The organism is Ciceribacter ferrooxidans, from assembly GCF_004137355.1.
Taxonomy (GTDB): Bacteria; Pseudomonadota; Alphaproteobacteria; order Rhizobiales; family Rhizobiaceae; genus Allorhizobium; species Allorhizobium ferrooxidans.
In genome coordinates, this window is record NZ_SDVB01000170.1 from 328785 (window position 1) to 352817 (window position 24033).

General features: G+C 61.8%; 36 protein-coding genes. 6 read left to right on the top strand and 30 right to left on the bottom strand.

Annotated features, from left to right (window positions below; all coding sequences use genetic code 11):
• Positions 1-253: 253 nt before the first annotated feature.
• Positions 254-457 carry a DUF1059 domain-containing protein gene (locus EUU22_RS05990; protein WP_129331138.1) on the bottom strand — a complete coding sequence of 68 codons (204 nt, stop codon included), beginning with the start codon at positions 455-457 and terminating at the stop codon, positions 254-256.
• Between the two features lie 245 nt (positions 458-702).
• On the opposite strand from EUU22_RS05990, the gene msrP reads away from it, so the two are divergent.
• Positions 703-1653, top strand: a complete 951-nt coding sequence (gene msrP, locus EUU22_RS05995) for a protein-methionine-sulfoxide reductase catalytic subunit MsrP (protein WP_129331139.1) — start codon at positions 703-705, stop codon at positions 1651-1653.
• On the top strand, positions 1653-2285 hold the full coding sequence (msrQ, locus tag EUU22_RS06000; RefSeq protein WP_129331140.1) for a protein-methionine-sulfoxide reductase heme-binding subunit MsrQ: 633 nt from the start codon (positions 1653-1655) through the stop codon (positions 2283-2285). The genes msrP and msrQ overlap by 1 nt, the downstream gene beginning before the upstream one ends.
• Here msrQ and EUU22_RS06005 read toward each other — a convergent pair.
• Positions 2282-3211 (bottom strand): helix-turn-helix domain-containing protein, encoded by a 930-nt coding sequence (locus EUU22_RS06005; protein WP_129331141.1) that lies wholly within the window; start codon positions 3209-3211, stop codon positions 2282-2284. The two genes, msrQ and EUU22_RS06005, sit on opposite strands and share 4 nt — an antisense overlap.
• Before the next feature lie 128 nt (positions 3212-3339).
• Between EUU22_RS06005 and EUU22_RS06010 the strand changes: the two genes are divergently transcribed.
• Entirely contained in the window at positions 3340-4548 is a 1209-nt protein-coding gene (locus tag EUU22_RS06010) for a serine hydrolase domain-containing protein (RefSeq protein WP_129331142.1), read from the top strand.
• A gap of 45 nt (positions 4549-4593) precedes the next feature.
• Here EUU22_RS06010 and lhpI read toward each other — a convergent pair whose 3' ends face one another.
• Entirely contained in the window at positions 4594-6327 is a 1734-nt protein-coding gene (gene lhpI / locus EUU22_RS06015) for a cis-3-hydroxy-L-proline dehydratase (protein WP_129331143.1), read from the bottom strand.
• Positions 6328-6537: 210 nt separating this feature from the next.
• Between lhpI and EUU22_RS06020 the strand changes: the two genes are divergently transcribed.
• Genes EUU22_RS06020 through EUU22_RS06030 form a run of 3 tightly spaced genes read left to right on the top strand, consistent with a single transcriptional unit; the run spans position 6538 to position 8733 of the window.
• Positions 6538-6975 (top strand): YciI family protein, encoded by a 438-nt coding sequence (locus EUU22_RS06020; RefSeq protein ID WP_129331144.1) that lies wholly within the window; start codon positions 6538-6540, stop codon positions 6973-6975.
• A 23-nt stretch (positions 6976-6998) separates the two neighbouring features.
• Complete coding sequence (locus tag EUU22_RS06025; RefSeq protein ID WP_129331145.1) at positions 6999-7421, top strand: VOC family protein; 423 nt, start codon at positions 6999-7001, stop codon at positions 7419-7421.
• Positions 7422-7467: 46 nt separating this feature from the next.
• On the top strand, positions 7468-8733 hold the full coding sequence (locus tag EUU22_RS06030) for an RNA polymerase sigma factor (RefSeq protein WP_129331146.1): 1266 nt from the start codon (positions 7468-7470) through the stop codon (positions 8731-8733).
• Positions 8734-8841: 108 nt separating this feature from the next.
• Here the strand turns inward: EUU22_RS06030 and rplQ are convergent, their stop codons facing one another.
• From rplQ to rpsJ, 27 genes are all read right to left on the bottom strand, one after another.
• Entirely contained in the window at positions 8842-9264 is a 423-nt protein-coding gene (gene rplQ / locus EUU22_RS06035; protein WP_112684647.1) for a 50S ribosomal protein L17, read from the bottom strand.
• 116 nt (positions 9265-9380) lie between these two features.
• Positions 9381-10391: a DNA-directed RNA polymerase subunit alpha gene (locus tag EUU22_RS06040; protein ID WP_112684649.1), complete on the bottom strand. Its 1011-nt coding sequence runs from the start codon at positions 10389-10391 to the stop codon at positions 9381-9383.
• 100 nt (positions 10392-10491) lie between these two features.
• Positions 10492-10881, bottom strand: a complete 390-nt coding sequence (gene rpsK, locus EUU22_RS06045) for a 30S ribosomal protein S11 (protein WP_015915761.1) — start codon at positions 10879-10881, stop codon at positions 10492-10494.
• A gap of 126 nt (positions 10882-11007) precedes the next feature.
• Positions 11008-11376 (bottom strand): 30S ribosomal protein S13, encoded by a 369-nt coding sequence (gene rpsM / locus EUU22_RS06050; RefSeq protein WP_112684651.1) that lies wholly within the window; start codon positions 11374-11376, stop codon positions 11008-11010.
• Positions 11377-11600: 224 nt separating this feature from the next.
• Positions 11601-12257, bottom strand: a complete 657-nt coding sequence (locus EUU22_RS06055) for an adenylate kinase (RefSeq protein ID WP_129331147.1) — start codon at positions 12255-12257, stop codon at positions 11601-11603.
• Positions 12254-13594 (bottom strand): preprotein translocase subunit SecY, encoded by a 1341-nt coding sequence (gene secY / locus EUU22_RS06060; protein ID WP_129331148.1) that lies wholly within the window; start codon positions 13592-13594, stop codon positions 12254-12256. Before secY ends, EUU22_RS06055 begins: the two co-directional genes overlap by 4 nt.
• Before the next feature lie 227 nt (positions 13595-13821).
• A complete protein-coding gene (gene rplO, locus EUU22_RS06065) occupies positions 13822-14301 on the bottom strand; it encodes a 50S ribosomal protein L15 (protein ID WP_129331149.1) in 480 nt (159 codons plus the stop codon).
• 16 nt (positions 14302-14317) lie between these two features.
• Positions 14318-14527, bottom strand: coding sequence for a 50S ribosomal protein L30 (gene rpmD, locus EUU22_RS06070; RefSeq protein ID WP_113462293.1), 210 nt, complete (start codon positions 14525-14527; stop codon positions 14318-14320).
• A 14-nt stretch (positions 14528-14541) separates the two neighbouring features.
• Positions 14542-15111 carry a 30S ribosomal protein S5 gene (gene rpsE, locus EUU22_RS06075; protein WP_129331150.1) on the bottom strand — a complete coding sequence of 190 codons (570 nt, stop codon included), beginning with the start codon at positions 15109-15111 and terminating at the stop codon, positions 14542-14544.
• Between the two features lie 145 nt (positions 15112-15256).
• On the bottom strand, positions 15257-15619 hold the full coding sequence (rplR, locus tag EUU22_RS06080) for a 50S ribosomal protein L18 (RefSeq protein WP_129331151.1): 363 nt from the start codon (positions 15617-15619) through the stop codon (positions 15257-15259).
• A gap of 12 nt (positions 15620-15631) precedes the next feature.
• Positions 15632-16165 carry a 50S ribosomal protein L6 gene (gene rplF, locus EUU22_RS06085; protein ID WP_129331152.1) on the bottom strand — a complete coding sequence of 178 codons (534 nt, stop codon included), beginning with the start codon at positions 16163-16165 and terminating at the stop codon, positions 15632-15634.
• Between the two features lie 43 nt (positions 16166-16208).
• Positions 16209-16607 carry a 30S ribosomal protein S8 gene (gene rpsH / locus EUU22_RS06090; protein ID WP_129331153.1) on the bottom strand — a complete coding sequence of 133 codons (399 nt, stop codon included), beginning with the start codon at positions 16605-16607 and terminating at the stop codon, positions 16209-16211.
• A 12-nt stretch (positions 16608-16619) separates the two neighbouring features.
• Entirely contained in the window at positions 16620-16925 is a 306-nt protein-coding gene (rpsN, locus tag EUU22_RS06095) for a 30S ribosomal protein S14 (protein WP_129331154.1), read from the bottom strand.
• Between the two features lie 33 nt (positions 16926-16958).
• Positions 16959-17516 carry a 50S ribosomal protein L5 gene (gene rplE / locus EUU22_RS06100; protein WP_129331155.1) on the bottom strand — a complete coding sequence of 186 codons (558 nt, stop codon included), beginning with the start codon at positions 17514-17516 and terminating at the stop codon, positions 16959-16961.
• Complete coding sequence (gene rplX, locus EUU22_RS06105; protein WP_129331156.1) at positions 17509-17817, bottom strand: 50S ribosomal protein L24; 309 nt, start codon at positions 17815-17817, stop codon at positions 17509-17511. Before rplX ends, rplE begins: the two co-directional genes overlap by 8 nt.
• A gap of 14 nt (positions 17818-17831) precedes the next feature.
• Entirely contained in the window at positions 17832-18200 is a 369-nt protein-coding gene (rplN, locus tag EUU22_RS06110; RefSeq protein WP_112684675.1) for a 50S ribosomal protein L14, read from the bottom strand.
• A gap of 234 nt (positions 18201-18434) precedes the next feature.
• A complete protein-coding gene (gene rpsQ, locus EUU22_RS06115; RefSeq protein WP_129331157.1) occupies positions 18435-18671 on the bottom strand; it encodes a 30S ribosomal protein S17 in 237 nt (78 codons plus the stop codon).
• Positions 18672-18685: 14 nt separating this feature from the next.
• The gene (gene rpmC / locus EUU22_RS06120) at positions 18686-18886 is read right to left on the bottom strand and encodes a 50S ribosomal protein L29 (protein ID WP_028735898.1); all 201 of its coding nucleotides are present in this window, start codon (positions 18884-18886) and stop codon (positions 18686-18688) included.
• An 11-nt stretch (positions 18887-18897) separates the two neighbouring features.
• On the bottom strand, positions 18898-19311 hold the full coding sequence (gene rplP / locus EUU22_RS06125; protein WP_129331158.1) for a 50S ribosomal protein L16: 414 nt from the start codon (positions 19309-19311) through the stop codon (positions 18898-18900).
• A 38-nt stretch (positions 19312-19349) separates the two neighbouring features.
• On the bottom strand, positions 19350-20072 hold the full coding sequence (gene rpsC / locus EUU22_RS06130; RefSeq protein ID WP_129331159.1) for a 30S ribosomal protein S3: 723 nt from the start codon (positions 20070-20072) through the stop codon (positions 19350-19352).
• The gene (gene rplV / locus EUU22_RS06135; protein WP_129331160.1) at positions 20072-20461 is read right to left on the bottom strand and encodes a 50S ribosomal protein L22; all 390 of its coding nucleotides are present in this window, start codon (positions 20459-20461) and stop codon (positions 20072-20074) included. The genes rpsC and rplV overlap by 1 nt, the downstream gene beginning before the upstream one ends.
• A 3-nt stretch (positions 20462-20464) precedes the next feature.
• Positions 20465-20743 (bottom strand): 30S ribosomal protein S19, encoded by a 279-nt coding sequence (rpsS, locus tag EUU22_RS06140; RefSeq protein WP_062282885.1) that lies wholly within the window; start codon positions 20741-20743, stop codon positions 20465-20467.
• Between the two features lie 15 nt (positions 20744-20758).
• Positions 20759-21595, bottom strand: a complete 837-nt coding sequence (rplB, locus tag EUU22_RS06145; protein ID WP_129331161.1) for a 50S ribosomal protein L2 — start codon at positions 21593-21595, stop codon at positions 20759-20761.
• Positions 21596-21612: 17 nt separating this feature from the next.
• Positions 21613-21906, bottom strand: coding sequence for a 50S ribosomal protein L23 (locus EUU22_RS06150; RefSeq protein WP_114362263.1), 294 nt, complete (start codon positions 21904-21906; stop codon positions 21613-21615).
• On the bottom strand, positions 21903-22523 hold the full coding sequence (gene rplD, locus EUU22_RS06155) for a 50S ribosomal protein L4 (RefSeq protein WP_129331162.1): 621 nt from the start codon (positions 22521-22523) through the stop codon (positions 21903-21905). The genes EUU22_RS06150 and rplD overlap by 4 nt, the downstream gene beginning before the upstream one ends.
• Before the next feature lie 13 nt (positions 22524-22536).
• On the bottom strand, positions 22537-23178 hold the full coding sequence (rplC, locus tag EUU22_RS06160) for a 50S ribosomal protein L3 (RefSeq protein WP_112684687.1): 642 nt from the start codon (positions 23176-23178) through the stop codon (positions 22537-22539).
• 172 nt (positions 23179-23350) lie between these two features.
• On the bottom strand, positions 23351-23659 hold the full coding sequence (gene rpsJ, locus EUU22_RS06165) for a 30S ribosomal protein S10 (RefSeq protein ID WP_006728688.1): 309 nt from the start codon (positions 23657-23659) through the stop codon (positions 23351-23353).
• Between the last annotated feature and the right edge of the window lie 374 nt (positions 23660-24033).

Sequence of the window (24033 nt, forward strand, 5' to 3'; positions counted from 1 at the left end):
TTCGGTACGCTCGAAGACAACAGCCTGGAGGCACGGCCAGCTGAGGCCGGGGTTCCACCGATGCCATGAAATGGGTGGCCCAAAGACCAGCGGTCAACACGGCGGCCGGACGAGGCGGTGGTGTCATGATCCCCTGGTGCGGTTCGCCCGGTCAACCGAGCCCTCGGCAACTGAACAGAAGTCACACGCTCGCCGCTCCAGGGAAAGAGTGCGTGTTTTCTTCTGCCCCTGAAGGCCTTAAGTTCCGCGCAGGTCAAGCGACGCTGCGCGGGGTTTCCATCTCATGGACAGCTTTACGGATTTCGGCGCGAAACGCTGGTGTGTCATGCTCTCCGTGAACCGACACCGCGTGCACGACCGCTGCATCGACCAATTCTTCCATGCTGTCCGCGGAAATGGCTACGGTGCATTTCATTTCGCTCGGGAATTCCCGGCAATCGATAAACTTGCGGCCCATTTTGTCCTCCCTGACAAGCCTTGCCTTTGAGAAACCCAGCCCGTTTGTATTTTACTCCCGTTGTCGTGAGGCGACAAACGATAAGGCTGGCCGTGCAGCATGCGTCCTCTCATCATTGCCGTTGTCCGGGCCAGGACGACTACACGAAATCGTGGTCAAAAGTTTCTTTTCCGGCGCGTGAAACTCTGCTCCAATTTCGTGCGTATACTCCCTCAGAAGACAAACAAAGACGAGAGAACAGAGCCATGCCATCCTATCGTCCGCCCAAGATCGCCGCGAGCGAGATCACGCCGCCGGCGCTCTACATGAACCGCCGGACGCTGATGGCGACCGCCGGCGCCGGGCTTGCGCTCGCCGCCCTGCCGAAATCGCTGCACGCCGCTCCCCTGGCCGCCAAGCCCAGCGACTACAAGGTCGACGAGACGGTCACCTCGAAGGAGGATGCGACCAGCTACAACAATTTCTACGAATTTGGCACCGACAAGGCCGATCCGGTCCGCTATTCCGGCGACTTCAAGCCGAGCCCCTGGCGGGTGGAGGTGGGCGGCCTCGTCGCCAAGCCCACCGTCTTCGGCATCGACGATATCATGAAGGACTTTCCGATGGAGGAGCGCGTCTACCGGATGCGCTGCGTCGAGGCCTGGTCGATGGTGATCCCGTGGATCGGCTTTCCGCTTTCGGCCCTGCTCGACCGAGCAGAGCCGCTCGGCAGCGCGAAATACGTCGCCTTCGAGACGGTTGTGCGCTCCGATGAAATGCCCGGCCAGCGCGGGCTCTTCCAGCCGCTCCGCTGGCCCTATGTCGAGGGCCTGAGGCTCGACGAGGCACGTCATCCGCTGACGATCCTCGCGACCGGCCTTTACGGCGAGACGCTGCCGAACCAGAACGGCGCGCCGCTCCGCCTCGTCGTGCCGTGGAAATACGGCTTCAAGGGCATCAAGTCGATCGTCCGGATCACGCTCACCGAGAAGGAACCGCCCTGCACCTGGAACCTCTCGGCGCCGCAGGAATACGGCTTCTACGCGAACGTCAATCCGGCGGTCGACCACCCTCGCTGGAGCCAGGCGACGGAACGGCGGATCGGCGAAGGCGGCGGGCTCTTCGGCGGCTCCCGGCGCGAGACCCTGCCCTTCAACGGCTATGCGGAAGAGGTCGCCGGCCTCTACGCCGGCATGGATCTCGCGAAGTACTATTGATGGCTGCCCTTCCCGCCCGCTACCGACCGCTTTCCGTCTGGGCGCTCTATGCGATCGGCCTCGCACCCGGCTTCTGGACATTCTACCTAGGGGTCACGGCCGATCTGGGTGCCGATCCCGTCAGGACCTTCGAGCACTTCCTCGGCCTCTGGGCGCTACGCTTTCTTTGCCTGACGCTGCTCGTCACGCCGATGCGCGATCTCTTAGGCATCAACCTAATTAGCTATCGACGCGCATTGGGGCTGCTCGCCTTCTGGTACGTGCTCGCGCATTTCACCGTCTATCTCACGCTCGATCGCGGGATGATCCTGACGTCGATCGCCGGAGACCTCGCCAAGCGGCCCTACATCATGCTCGGCATGGCGGGACTCGTCATGCTGATCCCGCTGGCACTCACCTCCAACCGCTGGTCGATCCGCAGACTCGGTCCGCGCTGGACCATGCTGCACCGGCTCGTCTACGCGATTGCCGCCGCCGGCGTGCTCCATTATGCGCTGTCGTTGAAATCGGTCACCGCCGAACCAGCCTTCTATATCGCCGCGGTCACACTTCTTCTCGGCTACCGGCTGGTGCGGCCGCGGCTGATGAGCCGGAAACGGCAGCGCCGGATGCCGGCATCCGCGAGAGCCTAAGGTCGCCGGCCGGACGCGCGGTCGAGGCGCTTCAGGGTCTCGACGGGCGTCTCGCCGTAGTGCGTTCGATACAGTCCGGAAAATCGCCCGAGATGAAAGAAGCCCCACCGCATGGCGATGTCGGAGACGTCGCCCGGGGAGGATTTGGGATCGAGAAGGTCACGGCGGGCGCCGTCGAGCCTCGCAAGACGCAACCACAGCGACGGCGGCATGCCGACGGCATCCAAGAAGGCAGAACGCAGGCGTTCGAGCGGCACGTCGAGCTGACTGGCGAGCGACGGTAGCGTGACCGGTTCGCCCGGATCGTCCGCAATCTGCCGCTCCACCCGCCGGAACAGGTCGAGCGAGGCGCGCCGGCCGGTGAGCCCTTTGCTGCGATCATCGAAAGCTGCCCAGAAGTCGAGAAACCTCTCGGCAAGGAGGTCCGGCAGGACCCGTTCGAGATCGGCGGACGGCCGTCCCTCCAACGCTCCGAAGCCGAGCAGGCAGGCGAGCCAGTCGCCAAGGGCCTCGTCGGTCGGCGAACGGGCGCGTGAGCGGACGGCCGAGCCTCCGATCGAAAGCCCTATCGCCTCGACCGGCAGCGTAAGGCTGATGAGGTCGCTCTCCTCGCCCACGACGGTCATCAACTCTGTTTCGCCCTGACGCAGCGCGACCATCGTGCCCGTTTCGTGGTGACCGTTGACGCGCCAGCCGCCCTGCGCCGTGATCGGGAAGATGAAGGAGAGCTTTCCGGCCGGGCTTCTCGTCTCCTGCGCGACCGATGGAGCGATGCGCTCGCGGCTGATTACGGCATCGCCGACGGCCATCAGTTCGAAGGAGGCGCCATAGGTCCCGCGGCTCACCTGCCGATAGCTCTGCACCCACTCGCCGTCGCAGGCGTCGTGTTCACTCGCATCCCGGAGAGACTGTCGCTCGTAGAACATCGTCCAACCATTGCCTTGCGATCCGGATTGCCCGGAAAACAGGCAGAAATCATCACACGAAGCGGATAGCCAGTCCAGCCGTGGATGCTCTACCCCTTATCGATCAACAAAAAAGGGGAACTTCCGACATGCAGAAACGAGTTCTTTCGGCCGTGATCCTGGCCGGTCTTGCGATGCCTGCGCTCGCCCGGGCGGACGACCAGAAATGGCTGACACCGACCATGGTCAACGCCCGCGCGGCGATGATGACGCCCGAACTTTCCGTCCTCACCTTCCAGCACATGGACTCGATCTTCGCGACGAGACCGGTGCGGGCCGGCGACAGCGTCTGGGCAGTGCCCTCCGAACCACGCGCTATCGGGGAGAAATTCACGCTCGGCGAGCAATCCCTGTCGCTCGATGATTTCCTCGAGAAGACCGCGACCAACGGACTTCTGGTGATCCACGACGGCAAGATCGTGAACGAGATCTACCGCAACGGCCTCGACGAAAAAGGACACCACATTTCTTTTTCGATGGCGAAGTCGATGCTGGCGACGATGATCGGGATTGCTGTCTCCGAGGGCAAGATCAAGAGCCTCGACGACAGGGTGGTCGACTATCTGCCCGACTGGAAGAGTTCGGCTTACGCCGATGTCTCGATCCGCGATCTCCTGATGATGCGCTCGGGTGTCGCCTGGCTGGAAGTGTATGAATTCGGCAGCGACACGCAGCTGACCGAAGTGCACAACAATTCACTCGTCGCCTACAAGTACCGCTGGTGCGACTATGCGAAGGACCGCGCCAAGACCGAGCACAAGCCGGGAGAGGTCTTCAACTATTCGACCCTCGACACATCCGTTCTCGGGTGCGTCCTCGAAAAGGCGACCGGCATGAAAGGCGCGGACTATCTGAGCGAGAAGATCTGGAAGCCCGCCGGCATGGAATCGGACGCCTTCTACATGCTCGACGGGCCGGATACCGTCGGCCGCGAGTTCTTCGGCGCCGGCATGAATGCGGCGCTCCGCGACTACGGCCGTTTCGGCCTGATGATGCTCGACGACGGCAAGGCGAACGGACGTCAGGTCATCCCAGCGGACTGGGTGAAACAGTCGACGGTACCGGATGCGACAACGGAGCCGGCGAGCAAGGACGACTGGCTCGGCTATGCCTATCAGTGGTGGACGGTGCCGGGCTCGGACGCCTACGCGGCGATCGGCCTGTTCAACCAGTTCATCTATATCGATCCGCCGAGCAGGACGGTGATCGTCAAGCTCGATTCGCCGGCCGATCCGCTCGGCTTCGAGAAAGAGAACATCGCCTTCTTCGAGCAGATCGTCAAAAACCTCGCGAACTGAGTTGTAACCCGGCAGGGCCGGTCGTTCCGGCCCTGCGACGCGCGTTCAGCTCGTCAGCCAGGCCGGTGGCGCTTCCGGGCAACGGCCGAGGATAGCCGCATCGACGCATCCCGCAAGGCTTGCAAAACGCACCTCCTTGCCGCTCAGCCCCGGGCCGTAATGAGCGTATTTTCCTGAATTGGTGACGATCAGGCGCGCCGCCGGCGGCACGATCGGCGGCATCACCGTGCACCAGCAGGCATCGCGAACGAAGGTGACGCCGAAGGCCTCCAGTTCGGCGGCAAGGCCGCTCTCGATGATCTTCCCGTAAGTGGAGCGACTTGCCGTAACGGTAAGTGCCACGTCGGGATGCTTCTTCCGCCCGCGGCAGAGTTCGGCGAGATGCCGGCATTCGTCAGCGGAGAAATGCGGATTGCCGAGCGCGACCAGGTCGACCGGCTCGCCGGTCACCGGATTGAAGCTCCGCCAGACCGCCAGCAGATCGGCGTGCGACACGGTGAGCACCGGCAGCGTTGCGCCGCCCGCGGCGGCCTGAAGCGTCGGCGCCTCGGGCGTGACCCCGACGATGTGGAACATCGGCGCGGCAGAGGTGGTGGCGAAGGCTGCGCCGAAGGCCTTCAGGTCGTCGTCACTCGGTGCGACCGTCTCTAGCCCGGTCAGCACCGGGATGGTATTCGGCGCGAGGAGGCCGACCTGGTAGCCGAGCAGCGGCCACAAGCAGTCGTCGCAACCGGTCATCGGCTCAACCTCGATGAGCAGCCGGGCCTTGCGGTTTTCGTCGATATGGCAGCCGGCGTGCGGCGCGCGTCCGGTGAGCGCGATGCAGATGTCGAGGAAGTCCGGATACTTCATCGTGTGTGCGCCGAGCACGCTGTTGGCATAGACTACGGCGTTCGATTCCGCCCAGGCGATGTCCTCGCCCCGGTGCGGGGCGTCGTCGAGCTGATAGGGTGCGCAGGTGAAGGTCGGTGCCGCTCCCATGCGGACATAGGCGTCGGCAAGGGCGCTTGCGGCCTGCGAGCGCGCGGGATCGGTTCCCTGCTCGCGCCAGCGCGCCTGATCCACCGAGATTGCGTTGAGCGAAGTCGGGACGACGACGCGGCCGCCCCAACCGGCAAGCTTCTCGGCGAAATCGAGGCTCGCGGGACCGGTATAGATGCAGCCATCGACATGGACCTGCGCCACGTCGATCAGCCGCTCCGCCCCGTCAAGTCGTGCCATCCGGGTGACGATCCGCATGGCAAGGCTGGTTGCCGGGGAGACGGATGCTGAAAGCAGCTCGCGGTCTTTTTCGGCGAGTGTCAGCGGATCAGCGGACGCGGCAACCTTCTCTCCTCGCACCGGTGTGGCACCGGGCTCGAACACGGAACCGCTCCCAACACACAGGCTCTTCCGCCCCTCCAGGCGGATGAAATCCGCTGGCTCGAGCACCGCGATCGGCAGAGAGCGACCATAGACCTCTTCGGCAACGATCACACCGAGGGTGAGGATGTCCTCGCGTTGCGAGAAGACCATGGCGACGGGCGCCAGTCCGTTGACGATCAGTTGCAGCAGGATGGCGCTGCCGGTGCAGGACCCGCGACCGCCCGGCATAGCCAGCACGGCGCCGGCGAGGCAAACCCCGCGGAGCGGATGGGCATGGTCAATGACGATACCGGTCTCCGGATCGACCCCGCCCCAGAAGCTCAAGGCAGTGTGGGAGAAGAGAAGCGGCCCCTCCGCCCTGCCCTCAACCAGCATCGCCGCGGGGGCTGCGAAAGCCGTGCTTTGCTCGTCCATGGTCGCCTCCCATGATGCCGCGATTCTCTTCCTCATACCACGGACGCGAGACGCTGCAAGGAACCAACCATCCGAGCAATGTCGCCCGCCATCAACACGCTGCAAACGATCGGCAAAAAAGATTCATCACCCATGTCGATTTCTGCAACATTCGTTCGTCATGGTGTCGGGCACGCCGAGGCGGCCTTGGTTCAACAGAGGAGAAGAACGATGCGTGTAATGGTCATGGTCAAGGCGACGACAGACAGCGAAGCAGGCGTCATGCCGAGCAACGAGCTCGGTGAAGCGATGGGCAAGTTCAACGAGGAGCTGGTGAATGCCGGCATCATGCTCGCCGGCGAAGGGTTGAAACCCTCATCCAAAGGCAAGCGCGTGGCCTTCGACGGTCCGGGCCGCCGTGTGATCGACGGCCCCTTCGCAGAGACCCGCGAACTGGTCGCCGGCTACTGGATCTGGGAGGTCAAGGACATGGACGAGGCCGTCGAATGGGTAAAGCGCTGCCCGAACCCGATGCCGGGGCCGAGCGAGATCGAAATCCGCCCCGTCTACGAACTCTCGGACTTCGCCGAGGCGCTGACGCCGGATGTCATCGAGCTGCACGAACGCACCGGCGAGCGGCTCGCCGAGCGTGAAGCCGGCAAGTCCTGAGCCATCAGCGAAAGGAAAGTATCATGGAGAAAATGATCTTCGTAAACCTGCCGGTGCGCGACCTGGCAGCAGCGACCCTGTTCTACGAGGCGCTGGGCGGCACGCGCAATCCCAACTTCTCCGACGAGCAGACGAGCTGCATGATCTTCTCAGGCGCCATCGGCGTGATGCTGCTGACGCATGCACGGTATGCCACCTTCACCAGCCGCCCGATCGGCGATGCGCGGACGGAGAGCCAGACGCTCATCGCCCTCAGCGTCGAGGCGCGCGACGAGGTCGACCAGACGGTGGAGAAAGCAGCCCGTGCCGGTGGCAAGGCCGATCCGAACCCGATGCAGGACCACGGCTTCATGTACAGCCGTTCGGTGGAGGACCCCGACGGCTATGTCTGGGAGATCCTGTGGATGGATCAGGCGGCTGCGGCAGGAGGACCTCCCGGCGAATGACGCCCAGCTGCGTTGACTGAGTTGCGGGAGCCTTCATAATCCGCTCATGGAGGCTTCCGACACCCACCGCGTGGCAGAGACCGTCTTCCGCATTGAGCGGGCCCGGCTGATCGCCGGTCTCAACCGCATGGTGCGCGATGTCGGATTCGCTGAAGATCTGGCGCAGGAGGCACTGGTTACGGCGCTTTCCGAATGGCCGAAAACGGGCGTGCCGCAGAACCCGGCCGGGTGGCTGATGGCGACCGCCAAGCGGCGCGCCATCGACGTCTTCCGCCGCCGCCGGATGCAGGCGCAGAAGCACACTGAGATCGGTCATGACCTGTCGCTGGAGCGGGACACCACGATCGAGGAGGTCGAGGCCGCCATGGATGACGATATCGGCGACGAACGCCTGAGCCTCATCTTCACCGCCTGCCATCCGCTGCTCTCCGTCGACGCACGGGTCGCGCTGACGCTCAGGCTGATCGGTGGGTTGACGACGGAAGAAATCGCCCGTGCCTTCCTTTCGAGTGAAGCAACGATCGCCCAGCGGATCGTGCGGGCGAAGAAGACCCTCGCCGCTTCGGGTCTCGCCTACGAGGTGCCGCGCGGTGAGGAACGCGACCGGCGGCTCGCGGCCGTGCTCGAGGTGATCTACCTTATCTTCAACGAAGGCTATGCGGCGAGCGCTGGCGACGAGCCCCTGCGGCCGCAACTCTGCGCCGAGGCGATGCGGCTCAGCCGCATCCTTTCCGGTCTCCTGTCCCAGGAGCCGGAGGTTCACGGCCTCTTGGCGCTGATGGAGTTGCACGCCTCCCGCTTTCCGGCCCGCACGGGCGCCGACGGCGCCCCCGTCATGATCACCGAACAGAACCGCGCCCGCTGGGACCGTCTTCTCATCCAGCACGGGCTGACCGCGCTCGGTCGTGCGGAACGACTTGGCGGCGCGGACGGCCCCTATGCGCTGCAGGCGGCGATCGCAGCCTGCCATGCCCGCGCGCCGCGGGCCGAGGCCACCGACTGGCGACAGATCGCGACGCTCTACGACCGGCTGAGCCGCGTCATGCCCTCGCCGGTCGTCGATCTCAACCGCGCAATCGCCCATTCGATGGCCTTCGGCCCGGAGACGGGCCTCGAACTGCTGGCGCCACTGGAAGCCGAGCCGGCGCTGCAGGGCTATGCCGGCATGCCGGCGGCGCGCGGCGACTTCCTGATGCGCGCCGGGCGGAGGGCGGAAGCGAAGGCGGCATTCGAACAGGCCGCACGCCTCGCCGGAAACGCCGCCGAGCGGCAGTTCCTGGCCGCGCGCGCAGCGGCGTGCGGCAGCGGCTGACGCCGCAGGTCAGGGAACATCCGCGTGACAGCGAGCAAGCCCATTGACGCAGAAAAGGCCGGAGGTTTCCCTCCGGCCTTTTCTATCCTTCCCTTACGGGCAAGAAACTTACGCTGCTTCAGCTTCGGCTTCAGCGGCGACGCGGGCCTTGTCGGCTGCGCCCTTGGCGTCGACATCGCGTTCAACGAACTCGATGACGGCCATCGCGGCGTTGTCGCCCTGGCGGAAGCCGGCCTTCATGATGCGCAGGTAGCCGCCGTTACGGTTGGCGTAACGGGTGGCGATTGCGTCGAAGAGCTTGCGGACGGCGTCCTGGTCCTGGATCTGCGAGATGGCCTGACGACGAGCGTGCAGGTCGCCGCGCTTGCCGAGCGTGACGAGCTTCTCGACGATCGGGCGAATTTCCTTCGCCTTCGGGAGGGTCGTTACGATCTGCTCATGGGTGATGAGCGAAGCAGCCATGTTGGCGAACATCGCCTTGCGGTGGCTGGCGGTGCGGTTCAGCTTGCGGCCGGCTTTCTGGTGGCGCATTGCTATTCTCCTTTAAGTGCAGGCTCTGTCACAGAGGCTGCCGTTTCCTGACACATACGGGCTGTCACCCGCAGTTTGACTGGAAAAGGCAGAGACGAACCTGCCTTTTTTGTTTCTTAGTACTGGTCTTCGTAGCGCTTGGCGAGATCTTCGATGTTTTCCGGCGGCCAGGCGGGCACTTCCATACCGAGGTGCAGGCCCATGGAAGCCAGGACTTCCTTGATCTCGTTGAGCGACTTGCGACCGAAGTTCGGAGTGCGAAGCATTTCCGCTTCCGTCTTCTGGATCAGGTCGCCGATGTAGACGATGTTGTCGTTCTTCAGGCAGTTCGCAGAACGGACCGAGAGTTCGAGCTCGTCGACCTTCTTGAGCAGCGCCGGGTTGAAGGCGAGCTCGGTGACGGCTTCTTCTTCGACTTCCTTCTGCGGCTCTTCGAAGTTGACGAACACGCCGAGCTGGTCCTGCAGGATGCGGGCAGCGAAAGCGACCGCGTCCTCACCGGTGACCGAGCCATCCGTTTCGATGGTCATGGTCAGCTTGTCGTAGTCGAGAACCTGGCCCTCACGGGTGTTCTCAACCTTGTAGGACACCTTCTTGACCGGCGAGTAGAGGCTGTCGACCGGGATGAGGCCGATCGGAGCATCTTCCGCGCGGTTGCGCTCGGCCGGGACATAGCCCTTGCCGTTGTTGACCGTGAACTCCATGCGGATCTCGGCGCCCTCGTCGAGCGTGCAGATCACGTGGTCGGGGTTCAGGATCTCGATGTCGCCGACCGTCTGGATGTCACCGGCGGTGACGACGCCCGGGCCCTGCTTGCGCACGACCATGCGCTTGGAATCGTCGCCATCCATCTTGATGGCGATTTCCTTGATGTTGAGCACGATGTCGGTCACGTCTTCCCGGACGCCCGGGATCGACGAGAACTCATGCAGCACGCCGTCGATCTGGACGGCAGTCACGGCGGCACCGCGCAGCGACGACAGCAGCACGCGACGCAGCGCGTTGCCGAGCGTCAGGCCGAAGCCGCGTTCCAGCGGTTCAGCAACCAGCGTTGCCTTCGTGCGGCCGGACGAGGTGAACTCGACCTTGTTCGGCTTGATCAGTTCCTGCCAATTCTTCTGAATCATGTTTTTACCTTCCGTTCGTTGCCACCATCCAATCGTGGCAACCGAGCATTAGAAGCGTCGAGAGGGGCGCCCGAGCGCCCGTCGACTGGATGAATAATGATCAGACGCGGCGCTTCTTGCGCGGACGGCAACCGTTGTGCGGGATCGGCGTCACGTCGCGAATCGAGGTGATCATGAAACCGGCAGCCTGCAGAGCGCGCAGGGCCGATTCGCGGCCGGAACCCGGACCGCAGACTTCGACTTCGAGCGACTTCATGCCGTGTTCCTGCGCCTTCTTGGCGCAGTCTTCCGCTGCGATCTGAGCGGCGAACGGGGTCGACTTGCGCGAACCCTTGAAGCCCTTGGCACCAGCCGACGACCAGGCAATCGCATTGCCCTGCGCATCGGTGATGGTGATCATCGTGTTGTTGAAGGTCGAGTTGACGTGCGCAACGCCCGACGAGATATTCTTGCGCTCGCGACGGCGAACGCGGGTGGCTTCCTTGGCCATGGTCTTCCTTTCGTTGATCTCTGCACCGCCGTAACGCCAGCGGCTCCACCTTGAAGCCAATAGGCAGTAGGCAGTAGGCAATAGGTTCTCCCTACTGCCTACTGCCCAAGACCTATTGCCTGCAAATTACTTCTTCTTACCGGCGATCGCCTTTGCCGGACCCTTGCGGGTGCGGGCATTGGTGTGCGTGCGCTGACCGCGAACCGGCAGGCCGCGGCGATGACGCAGGCCGCGGTAGCAGCCGAGGTCCATCAGACGCTTGATGTTCATCGCAGTTTCGCGACGAAGATCGCCCTCGACCTGATAGTCGCGGTCGATCGTTTCGCGAATCGCCAGAACTTCGGCATCCGTCAGCTGATGAACACGCTTCTCAGCCGGGATACCGACCTTCTCGATGATTTCCTGTGCGAACTTCGGGCCGATCCCGTGAATGTAACGGAGCGCGATTACTACGCGCTTCGCGGTCGGGATGTTGACGCCAGCGATACGTGCCACGCCTATTCTCCTTGCGTTCCAGTTGCCATCCGGCAAGTGGTGTCTGGTTTACGCAGCCAAACAGGCCACGCGTTCAAATTCGGGTCCTCAACATGTCAAAACGATCGAACCCGGTCCTCCGTGCGGAAGAACGCGCCGATCGCTTAAATGTCGCGAGTTGGCGCGCTATTTAGCGGAATCAGTCGGCAAAAGCAACTGTTCCGGTAAAGATTCTTGAAGCCTCGTCAGCCCTTCACGCCGGCGAGGATCGCCTCGATGTCCCCGGTGACGGCGTCCATGTCCTTCATGCCGTCCACCGACTTCAGCTTGCCCTTGGCGTAATAGTAGCCGATGAGCGGCGAGGTTTCTTTGTAGTATGCCTCGAGCCTGGCTTTCATGGTCTCGGCATTGTCGTCCGGCCGGCGCTTGAATTGAGTCGATCCGCACGTGTCACAGACGCCTTCGACGGAAGGCTTCTTGTCGGTGTCGTGGTAGACGCTCCCGCAATTGCCGCAGGAATAGCGGCCCGAAACGCGACGGACGAGTTCCTTGTCGTCGACCTTGAGCTCAACGACGACGGAAAGATCCAGCCCCTTGTCGGCGAGCATCTTTTCCGTCGCATCCGCCTGCACGAGCGTGCGCGGGAAACCATCCAGAATGAAACCGCCGGCACAGTCCGGCTGATCGATTCGTTCGGAAACGATCGCGATCACGATATCGTCCGAGACCAGCTTGCCCGCGTCCATGACCGCCTTGGCGCGCTTTCCGACTTCGGTCTCCGCGGCGACCGCTGCACGCAGCATGTCACCTGTCGACAATTGCGGAATGCCGTGCTTCGCGACGATACGCTGGGCCTGGGTGCCCTTCCCCGCACCCGGCGGCCCCAAAAGGATAAGTCTCATCGTCCCCTCTTTCCTCCACGCAACTTCGACTTCTTGATCAGGCCCTCATACTGCTGGGCAATCAGGTGGCCCTGAATCTGTGCTACAGTATCAAGGGTGACGCTGACAACAATCAAAAGCGAAGTACCACCAAGGGATAATGGAACGCCGGTACGGGCGACCAGGATCTCGGGGAGGATACAGACGAAGACGAGGTAGATCGCGCCAATCACGGTGATTCGGGTCAGTACGTAGTCGATGTATTCGGCCGTGCGCTCACCGGGGCGGATACCCGGAATGAAGCCGCCATGCTTCTTCAGGTTGTCCGCGGTATCCTTCGGGTTGAAGACAATCGCGGTGTAGAAGAAGGCGAAAAAGGCAATGAGAGCGCCGTAGAGCGCCATATAGAGCGGCTGACCGTGGCCGAGCGCCGCAACGATCGTGGTTGCCCACGAGGGCAGCGTCGAGGTGCCGGTGAAGCCCGCAGCCGTCGCCGGCAGAAGCAGCAGCGACGAGGCGAAGATCGCCGGAATGACGCCCGAGGTGTTGAGCTTCAGCGGCAGGTGCGAGGTGTCGCCCTGGAACATGCGGTTGCCGACCTGGCGCTTCGGATACTGGATCAGCAGGCGGCGCTGCGCGCGTTCCACGAAGACGATCAGCGCAATGACGCCGATCGCGACGATGATGACCGTCAGGATGAGCGCGGTCGAAAGAGCACCCGTGCGGCCGAGTTCGAGCGTTCCGACGACGGCGGACGGAAGGCCCGCGGCAATGCCGGAAAAGATGATGAGCGAAATGCCGTTGCCGATGCCGCGCGAGGTGATCTGCTCGCCGAGCCACATCAGGAACATCGTGCCGCCGAGAAGGGTCACGACGGTCGAAAGACGGAAGAACAAGCCGGGATCGTTGACAAGCCCCTGCCCGCTTTCGAGCCCAACGGCGATGCCGTAGGCCTGCAGCGTGCCGAGAAGGACCGTCCCGTAGCGGGTGTACTGGTTGATGACCTTGCGCCCCTGCTCGCCTTCCTTCTTGAGGTTCTCGAGCGCCGGAACGACGGACGTCATCAGCTGCACGATGATCGAGGCGGAGATGTAGGGCATGATCCCAAGGGCGAAGATCGCCATGCGCTCGACGGCACCGCCGGAGAACATGTTGAACAGGCCGAGAATGCCGCCCGCCTGGCCTCGGAAGGCCGCAGCATAGGCATCGGGATTGAGGCCGGGCAGCGGGATGTGCGTGCCGAGACGATAGACAAGAAGCGCGGCAAGAGTGAACCACAGCCGCTTCTTCAGATCTTCCGCCTTCGCAAAGGTCGAAAAATTGAGATTCGAGGCCAATTGTTCCGCTGCAGAAGCCATGAAATTCTCCGCATAACCCGATCCGAAGCGAGAGCCTCGGAGGCAATTCACCAAATCGTTTTCAGAAAACCGGGCGCGGCACGATTGCGGAGCAACCGCTTTGCCTCACCTTTGTTTTCCAGAATCTCCCGGAAGACGAAACAACGTCACCCCTTCTGAGGATCGTGAGGCTCACATATGGGAGCAAAATCGCCCGGTGTGAAGCACCCCGGGCGATCAAATCGTACTTATTCAGCGGCTTCCGCAGCTGCGACGAGCAGCTTGATCGAACCACCCGCCTTCTCGATCTTTTCGATCGCGGCCTTGGAAGCGCCGGCAACCTCGAGGGTGACCTTTGCCTTCAGTTCGCCGTCGGAAAGAACGCGAACGCCGTCCTTCGGGCGACGGATGACGCCCGCAGCCTTCAGGGCTGCAGCATCAATCGTTGCCTTCGGGTCGAGCTTCTTGGCATCGATCGCGGTCTGGATGCGGCCGAGCGATACGGTCACGAATTCAGATGCGAAGATGTTGTTGAAGCCGCGCTTCGGCAGGCGACGGTAGATGGGCATCTGACCGCCTTCGAAACCGTTGACGGCAACGCCCGAACGAGCCTTCTGCCCCTTGACGCCGCGACCACCGGTCTTGCCCTTGCCGGACCCGATACCGCGACCAACGCGGATACGGTCCTTGGAGGAGCCTTCGTTGTCTTTGATTTCATTCAGTTTCATGGTGACTTCCTCCGTCTCACTTCTCGTCGACGACGCGAACGAGATGCTGGACAGCACGGATCATGCCACGAACCGAAGGGGTATCCTCCAGGGTGCGGACCCGGTGCATCTTGTTCAGGCCCAGCCCGATGAGCGTCTTGCGCTGGACTTCCGGGCGGCGGATAGGCGAGCCGATCTGTTCGATCGTGATCGTCTTTGCTTCAGTCTTCTTCGTAGCCTTGGCCATGGTTCAGACTCCTCTTATTCTTCAGAGGCGTTGCCGGAAGCGGCACGGCGAGCCTGAAGCGTGGCATACTTGAGGCCGCGCTGAGCTGCGATGTCCTTCGGGTGCACCTGGTGCTTCAGGGCGTCGAACGTGGCGCGAACCATGTTGTACGGGTTCGACGAACCGGTCGACTTGGCGACGACGTCGTGCATGCCAAGCGTTTCGAAGACGGCGCGCATCGGGCCACCGGCGATGATACCGGTACCGGCCTTGGCGGAGCGCAGCAGAACCTTGCCGGCGCCGTGGCGGCCGTTGACGTCGTGATGCAGTGTACGGCCGTCACGCAGCGGTACGAAAATCATGTCGCGCTTGGCGGCTTCGGTCGCCTTGCGGATTGCTTCCGGCACTTCGCGTGCCTTGCCATGGCCGAAACCGACCCGGCCCTTCTGGTCGCCGACGACGACGAGAGCAGCAAAGCCGAAACGACGGCCGCCCTTCACCACCTTGGCGACGCGATTGATAGCGACCAGCTTGTCGACGAACTCGCTGTCGCGCTCTTCACGGTTCGCACGCTCTTCGCGCGAACCACGCCTGTCCTGTGCCATTGTCCTGTTCCTTTTTCTTTTCCGGGTGCAATCGGCAGATTACGAAAAAATTCCGCCCTGCCCTTCCGGGTCTTGGGCGAAATCGGGAAAACCGGCTCATGCCGGAAATCCGCCCGGACTGCAAGCCCGGGCGGAAACTCTTAAATCAGAAGGTCAGACCGCCTTCGCGAGCAGCATCGGCGAGAGCCTTAATGCGGCCGTGATAGATGAAGGCGCCGCGGTCGAAGACCACTTCGTTGACGCCGGCCTTGACGGCACGCTCGGCGACGAGCTTGCCGACGGCAGCTGCGGCTGCGACATCCGCGCCGGTCTTCAGCGACGAGCGAAGACCGGTGTCCAGCGTCGACGCGGCAGCCAGCGTGCGGCCGGCGACGTCGTCGATGATCTGGGCATAGATGTTCTTCGACGAGCGATGAACCGACAGACGCGGACGGCCATTGGCCACCGCCTTGATCTGACGCCGTACGCGATTGGCACGACGAACCAGTGCTTCTTTTCTGCTTGCCATTTCGCGCGTTCCTTACTTCTTCTTGCCTTCTTTGCGGACGATCCGCTCTTCGGCATACTTGACGCCCTTGCCCTTGTAGGGTTCGGGGCCGCGGTATTCGCGGATCTCGGCAGCGACCTGACCGACCTGCTGCTTGTTGATGCCGGAAACCACGATTTCCGTCGGCTTCGGAACGGCGATCGTGATACCGACCGGCGGTTCGTAGACGACGTCATGGCTGAAGCCGAGAGCCAGCTGCAGGTTCTTGCCCTGCAAGGCGGCGCGGTAACCGACGCCGTTGATCTCGAGCTTGCGCTCGTAGCCGTCCTTCACACCCTTGAAGATGTTTTCGATCATCGTGCGGGACATGCCCCACTTCGAACGAGCATCCTTGGTGTTGCTGACCGGCTGGACGACAACGGCGTTGTCCTCGAGCTTCACGGAGATTTCGTCATTAGCGACGAAGAACAGTTCGCCCTTCGGACCCTTGGCGGTGACCTTCTGGCCATCGACAGTGGCCGTGATCCCTGCAGGAACCTGAACGGGCTTTTTACCGATACGAGACATTTTTGAAATCCTGTCTGTTCGCTCTGGAGATCCCTGCGCTGTCTTAGAAGACCGAGCAGAGAACCTCGCCACCAACGTTCTGTTCGCGAGCCTGGTGATCGGCCATCACGCCCTTCGGGGTCGAAAGGATGGTGATGCCGAGGCCGTTCGCGACCTGCGGAATGGACTTAACCGAGACATAAACCCGGCGGCCCGGCTTGGAGACGCGGCCGATCTCACGGATGACCGAAGCACCTTCATAGTACTTCAGCTCGATCGTGAGTTCGGACTTGCCGTTGTCGTAGTCGACCTGGCTGTAGCCACGGATGTAGCCTTCGGCCTGCAGGACGTCGAGAACGCGGGCACGGAGCTTGGAGGCCGGGGTGGTTACCGACGCCTTGCGGCGAGCAGCACCGTTCCGGATGCGGGTGAGCATATCGCCCAACGGATCAGTCATCGTCATTTACCCGTCTCCTTACCAGCTCGACTTGACAATGCCCGGCACCTTGCCGAGGTTGCCCAGCTCGCGAAGCGCGATACGCGACATCTTGAGCTTACGATAGAATGCGCGCGGGCGACCGGTCACTTCGCAACGGTTGCGAATGCGGGTCTTGGAGCCATCGCGCGGCAGTTCTGCCAGCTTCAGGGTTGCCTTGAACCGCTCTTCGATCGAGAGAGACTGGTTCATGATGGTTGCCTTCAGGGCAGCACGCTTGTTGGCGTGCTGGGCAACGGTCTTGCGGCGGCGCTTGTTCTTTTCAACTGCGCTTGTCTTCGCCATATCGAAGTTCCTCTTCTACGCTCGTCGTTACGGTTACTGACGGAACGGGAAGTTGAACTCTTTCAGGAGAGTCCGTGCTTCGTCGTCCGTGTTTGCCGTCGTGCAAACGATGATGTCCATGCCCCACATCTGATCAACCTTGTCGTAGTTGATCTCAGGGAACACAATGTGCTCCTTGATGCCCATGGCGAAGTTGCCACGGCCGTCAAAGCTCTTCGGGTTCAAACCCCGGAAGTCGCGAACGCGCGGCAGCGCGATGTTGATCAGGCGGTCCAGGAATTCGTACATGCGGGCGCCACGAAGGGTAACCTTCGCGCCAATCGGCATGTTCTCGCGGACCTTGAAGCCGGCGATCGAGTTGCGGGCCTTGGTGATGACCGGCTTCTGGCCGGCGATCGCCGCAAGGTCGGCAGCAGCAATGGTCGGCTTCTTGGAGTCGCCGGTGGCTTCACCCACACCCATGTTGATCACGATCTTGTCGATCTTCGGGATCTGCATTTCGTTGGCGTAGGAGAAAGACTCCTGCATGCTCTTGCGGATCCGGGAAACATATTCCTTCTTGAGCCGCGGCTCGTACTTTGCCTCAGCCATCGATCACATCTCCCGAACGCTTGGCCACACGCACCTTCTTGCCGTCGACGACCTTGAAACCGACGCGGGTCGGCTTGCCGTCCTTGTCCATGACGGCAAGGTTGGACAGATGCACAGAAGCTTCCTTGCTGATGATGCCGGCTTCCTGGCTCTGGGTCTGACGCTGATGGCGCTTGACGATATTGACGCCCCGAACGACCGCACGGTCTTCCTTCGGCATCACCTGAATGACCTCGCCGGAACGACCCTTGTCCTTGCCGGTGAGTACGACGACCTTGTCGCCCTTACGAATCTTTTGCATCGCTTGTCGCTCCCTTACAGTACTTCCGGAGCCAGCGAGATGATCTTCATGTGGTTCTTGGCGCGAAGTTCGCGCGGAACCGGTCCGAAGATACGGGTGCCGATCGGCTCTTTCTTGTTGTCGATAAGAACGGCTGCGTTGCTGTCGAAGCGGATGACGCTACCGTCGGGACGGCGGATGTCCTTGGCGGTACGGACGACGACCGCCTTCATCACGTCACCCTTCTTCACGCGGCCGCGCGGAATCGCTTCCTTGATCGAAACGACGATGATGTCGCCGACCGAAGCGTACTTGCGCTTGGAGCCGCCCAGCACCTTGATGCACATGACACGACGTGCGCCGGAATTATCCGCCACGTCGAGGTTAGTCTGCATCTGAATCATGTCAGGTCGCCTTCTTGTTGTACCGGAACGGTTGGGCGCAAAGCCCCCTATTCCGGCTCATGATAAATCTCGATTGTCGCGCGGGAAGGATCTTGCCAAGGCGGTTTCCCGTCGAGGGACCTTCCCTGCGCTCAAAGCAAAAGAACGCTCGCTTTCCGAGCGTTCTTGCGCCGATGTGCTGCTTCATACAGATTTTTGCGCAAGGTGCAATACCAAAGCGCAAATCTCTGCCGATCAGGCGTGGGCGGCTACCACCGTCCAGCGCTTGTCCTTCGAAATCGGCGCACATTCCTCGATGGAAACGACATCGCCGACCTTGTACTGGTTGCTTTCGTCGTGAGCCTTGTACTTCTTCGAACGACGGACCGTCTTCTGGAGGAGCGGGTGAGCGAATCGACGCTCAACACGAACCACCACGGTCTTGTCATTCTTGTCGCTGACGACGACGCCCTGCAGAATGCGTTTAGGCATATTATTCTGGTCCTTTAGGCCTTGGCTTCCGCCGCCTTCTGGCGGGCGATGGTTTTCACGCGTGCGATGTCCCGACGGACTTCCTGGATACGCGAAGACTTTTCAAGCTGGCCCGTCGCCTTCTGGAAGCGCAGGTTGAACTGCTCTTTCTTCAGCTTGGCAAGCTCATCATTCAACTGGTCGGCGCTCATGGCGCGAACATCTGCGGCTTTCATCGGCCTGATCCTCACTCTGCAATGCGCTGAACGAAGCGCGTCTTGACCGAGAGCTTGGCCGCGCCGAGACGCAGAGCCTCGCGGGCGATCTCTTCGGAAACGCCGTCGATCTCGAACATCATACGACCGGGCTTGACCTTGCAGGCCCAGTATTCGACGGAACCCTTGCCCTTACCCATACGGACTTCGGTCGGCTTCGCCGTAACCGGAACGTCGGGGAATACACGGATCCACACACGACCGGCGCGCTTCATATGACGCGTGATGGCGCGACGTGCCGCTTCGATCTCGCGGGCGTTGACGCGGTTCGGTTCCTGAGACTTCAGGCCGAATTCACCGAAAGCCAGATCGAAACCACCCTTGGCGACGCCCTTGATGCGACCCTTGAACTGCTTGCGGTACTTGGTACGCTTTGGCTGCAACATTTTCTTACTTCTCCGAGCTTATCTTTCGCCAGCGTCTATCAAGCGTTCTCGCGACGCCGCTCGCCGCGTTCGCGGCTTGCCGGACCCTGCGAGTCGCCTTCGAGCGCACGGCGCTCAGATGCCATCGGATCGTGCTCAAGGATTTCGCCCTTGAAGATCCAGACCTTGATACCGCAGATACCGTAAGCGGTTTCTGCTTCGGCGGTGCCGTAGTCGATGTCCGCACGCAACGTGTGCAACGGAACGCGGCCTTCACGGTACCATTCGGTGCGGGCGATTTCCGCACCGCCGAGACGGCCGGCGCAGGTGATCTTGATGCCTTCGGCGCCAAGACGCATGGCCGACTGGACGGCACGCTTCATCGCACGACGGAACGCGATACGACGTTCCAGCTGCTGGGCGATCGACTGGGCGACGAGCGTCGCATCGATTTCCGGCTTGCGCACTTCGACGATGTTGAGGTGCGTTTCGGAATTCGTCATCTCCGAGAGCTTCTTGCGGAGCTTCTCGATGTCTGCACCCTTCTTGCCGATGATCAGACCCGGACGAGCCGAGTGGATCGTCACGCGGCACTTCTTGTGCGGACGCTCGATGACGACCTTGGCGATGCCGGCCTGCTTCAGCTCCGACATCAGGTAGGAGCGGATCTTCAGGTCTTCATGCAGCAGCTTGCCGTATTCGGCGTTGTCGGCGAACCAGCGGCTGTCCCAGGTACGGTTGATGCCGAGACGGAAACCGATCGGATTGATTTTCTGACCCATTATGCGGCCTCCTCATTGGCTTCGACTTCCCGCACGACGATCGTCAGGTGCGAGAACGGCTTTTCGATGCGCGATGCACGGCCGCGGCCACGAGCGTGGAAACGCTTCATGACGATCGACTTGCCGACATAGGCTTCCGCAACGATCAGCTGGTCGACGTCGAGATCGTGGTTGTTCTCGGCGTTCGCGATGGCCGATTCCAGCGTCTTCTTGACGGTGCCGGCGATACGCTTGCGCGAGAACTCGAGGTCGGCGAGCGCGCGGTCAACCTTCTTGCCGCGGATCATCGCGGCAACCAGGTTGAGCTTCTGGGGGCTGACGCGGAGCGTGCGCGCAACGGCTTGCGCCTCGTTATCCTTCAGCCGACGTTCGGCTTTTGCCTTGCCCATTTCTTACTTCCTCTTCGCTTTCTTGTCCGCACCGTGACCGTAGTAGGTCCGGGTGGGAGCGAATTCTCCGAACTTGTGTCCGACCATGTCTTCGTTGACGCTGACCGGAACATGCTTGCTGCCGTTGTAGACGCCGAAGGTCAGACCTACGAACTGCGGCAGGATCGTGGAGCGACGGCTCCACATCTTGATCACTTCGCTACGACCGCCTTCGCGAACCTTCTCAGCCTTCTTGAGAAGATAGCCGTCAACGAACGGACCTTTCCATACTGAACGAGCCATTAATGACTACCTCTCTTACTTCTTCTTCAGGTGGCGGGAGCGCATGATGAACTTGTCGGTCGACTTGTTCGAGCGCGTGCGCTTGCCCTTGGTCGGCTTGCCCCACGGGGTAACCGGATGACGGCCACCGGAGGTGCGGCCTTCACCACCACCATGCGGATGGTCGACCGGGTTCATGACGACGCCGCGGTTATGCGGGGTCTTGCCACGCCAGCGCGTGCGACCAGCCTTGCCGTCGTTGATGTTGCCGTGGTCCGGGTTGGAAACGGCGCCGACGGTCGCAAGGCAGGAGCCATGCACGAGGCGCTGCTCACCCGAATTCAGGCGAAGGATCGCCATGCCGGCATCGCGGCCGACCAGCTGAACGTAGGTGCCTGCAGAGCGGGCGATCTGACCGCCCTTGCCCGGCTTCATTTCGACGTTGTGGACGATCGAACCAACCGGAATGTACTGCAGCGGCATGGTGTTGCCGGGCTTGACATCGACGGCCTTGTCGGACGCGATGACCTTGTCGCCGGCAGCAAGACGCTGCGGAGCAAGGATGTAAGCCTGCTCGCCGTCGGCATAGGTGACGAGAGCGATGAACGCCGTACGGTTCGGGTCGTATTCCAGGCGCTCGACGGTGCCTTCAACGTCGAACTTGCGACGCTTGAAGTCAACCAGGCGATAGGTGCGCTTGTGACCGCCGCCGATGAAGCGGGCGGTGATGCGGCCGAGGTTGTTACGACCACCGCTCTTGGTCAGACCTTCCGTCAGAGCCTTGACCGGCTTGCCCTTGTAGAGGGCGGAGCGGTCGACGATGACGAGCTGACGCTGGCTCGGCGTGGTCGGATTGAAGTGTTTCAATGCCATTGTTCTTGTTCCCTACCTCAGACGCCCGTCGACACGTCGATGGACTGACCTTCGGCGAGCGTTACGATCGCCTTCTTGACGTCCTTCTGCTTGCCGGCGAAACCGCGGAAACGCTTGATCTTGCCCTTGCGCAGCAGCGTGTTCACGGCCGTGACCTTGACACCGAAGAGCGATTCGACGGCAGCCTTGATTTCCGGCTTCGTGGCGCCCTTGGCGACGTTGAACACAACCTGGTTCTGTTCGGAAACCAAGGTCGACTTTTCGGTGATCGACGGAGATACGATCACATCGTAGTGGCGAAGATCAGTCATTTGAACCGCTCCTCCAGAGCTTCAACCGCAGCCTTGGAAAGCACGAGCTTGCCGCGACGCAGGATGTCGTAAACGTTGATGCCCTGAACCGGCAGAACATCGATGTTCGGGATGTTCTGGGCAGCGAGCTTGAAGTTGCTGTCGATTTCGGCGCCGCCGATCACGAGAGCGTTGGTGAGGCCGAGCGAAGCGAAGTTGCCGACGAGAGCCTTGGTCTTGGCTTCAGCAGCGACCAGCTGGTCGACGATGATCAGCTCTTCAGCCTTGAGCTTGGCGGAGAGGGCGTGACGCAGAGCGAGCGCACGAACCTTCTTCGGAAGGTCCTGGGCGTGGCTGCGGACGACGGGGCCGTGGGCCTTACCACCGCCGCGGAACTGCGGAGCGCGAGCCGAATGGTGACGAGCGCGGCCCGTACCCTTCTGCTTGTACATCTTCGAGCCGGTGCGGGAGACTTCCGCGCGACCCTTCGCCTTGTGCGTGCCCTGGCGCTTGTTGGCAAGCTGCCAGCGGATCATGCGGGCGATGATGTCCTCGCGCGGCTCCAGGCCGAAAATTTCATCCGACAGGGAAACCTTGCCGGCGTCTTTGCCCTCGAGGGTCTTGACGTTCAATTCCATTGGTTTGGCTCCCTTACTTCGATGCCGACTTAACGGCGTCGCGGACGATGATCCAGGAACCCTTGGAACCGGGAACGGCGCCCTTCACAAGGATGAGACCCCGATCTTCATCGGTCGAAACGACTTCAAGGTTCTGCGTGGTGACGCGCGTCTGACCCATGTGACCGGCCATGCGCTTGCCCTTCCAGACGCGACCCGGATCCTGGTTGGAACCGGTCGAACCGTGGGCGCGGTGCGAGACAGACACACCGTGGGTGGCGCGAAGACCGCCGAAGTTGTGGCGCTTGATGGCACCGGCGAAACCCTTACCGATCGTGGTGCCGGTCACGTCGACCAGCTGACCCGCGGTGAAGTGGCCGGCAGTGATCTGCGAACCGACATCAATCAGGTTTTCTTCCGAAACGCGGAACTCGACGAGCTTCGCCTTCGGCTCGACGCTGGCGGCAGCGAAGTTGCCGCGCATGGCCTTCGACGTATTCTTTACCTTGGCAGCGCCGGCGCCCAGCTGGACGGCCGTGTAGCCATTCTTTTCCTTGGTGCGGTGAGCGACAACCTGAACATTGTCGAGCCGCAAAACCGTTACCGGGACATGCTCGCCGGCGTCGTTGTAGACGCGGGTCATTCCCACTTTCTGTGCAATCACACCTGAACGCATCAGTTCGTTCCTCTTGAGAGTCGTGTCCGGGTCTCAACGACCCTTCCTTGCCTCTTTGTTTAAGGATTCCTGCAAAGCCCTTCCGGACCAGGAGGTTTCCCGTTTCGAGAAGTCGTTGGCAGGTCTTGCCACGTACCTTCCTTGTTATTTCGGCTCTCGCCGGAATCTCTTCTTAAAGCTTGATCTCGACGTCTACGCCGGCAGCCAGGTCGAGCTTCATCAGCGCGTCAACGGTCTGCGGGGTAGGATCAACGATGTCGAGCAGGCGCTTGTGCGTGCGCATCTCGAACTGTTCACGGCTCTTCTTGTCGACGTGAGGCGAGCGGTTGACCGTGAACTTTTCGATGCGGGTCGGAAGCGGTACCGGACCGCGGACGCTTGCACCGGTACGCTTGGCGGTCGACACGATCTCCCGCGTGGAGGCATCGAGAACCCGGTGATCAAACGCCTTCAGGCGGATGCGGATATTCTGGCCGTTCATTCGACTTGTCCTTGTTTCTTTTCTTGCGTCCCGCATACGCAGAGACAGTGAATTACCAATTGCTGGCCGGCCCCTGATTTTCAAAAATCACAGGGACACCGAAGGTGCCCCTGTCACTTGTAAGCATGAGGTGCCCTGCCCGCCCGATCCGAGAAAAACAGACCGGTGAATTGCAGCGCAAAAACCGGACGACGCAAATCACCGTCCGATTCTGATCTAGGCCGGCGACATACACTGCCGCCGGCAATTCGTCAATCGATTACTCGATGATCGAAGCGACGATGCCGGCGCCGCGTGCAAATCGCGCTTGCGCGCCATTTGCACCACTTCAATGCGTCGGCAGCTTTCGGCCTCTCGCTCGATTATTATTCAAT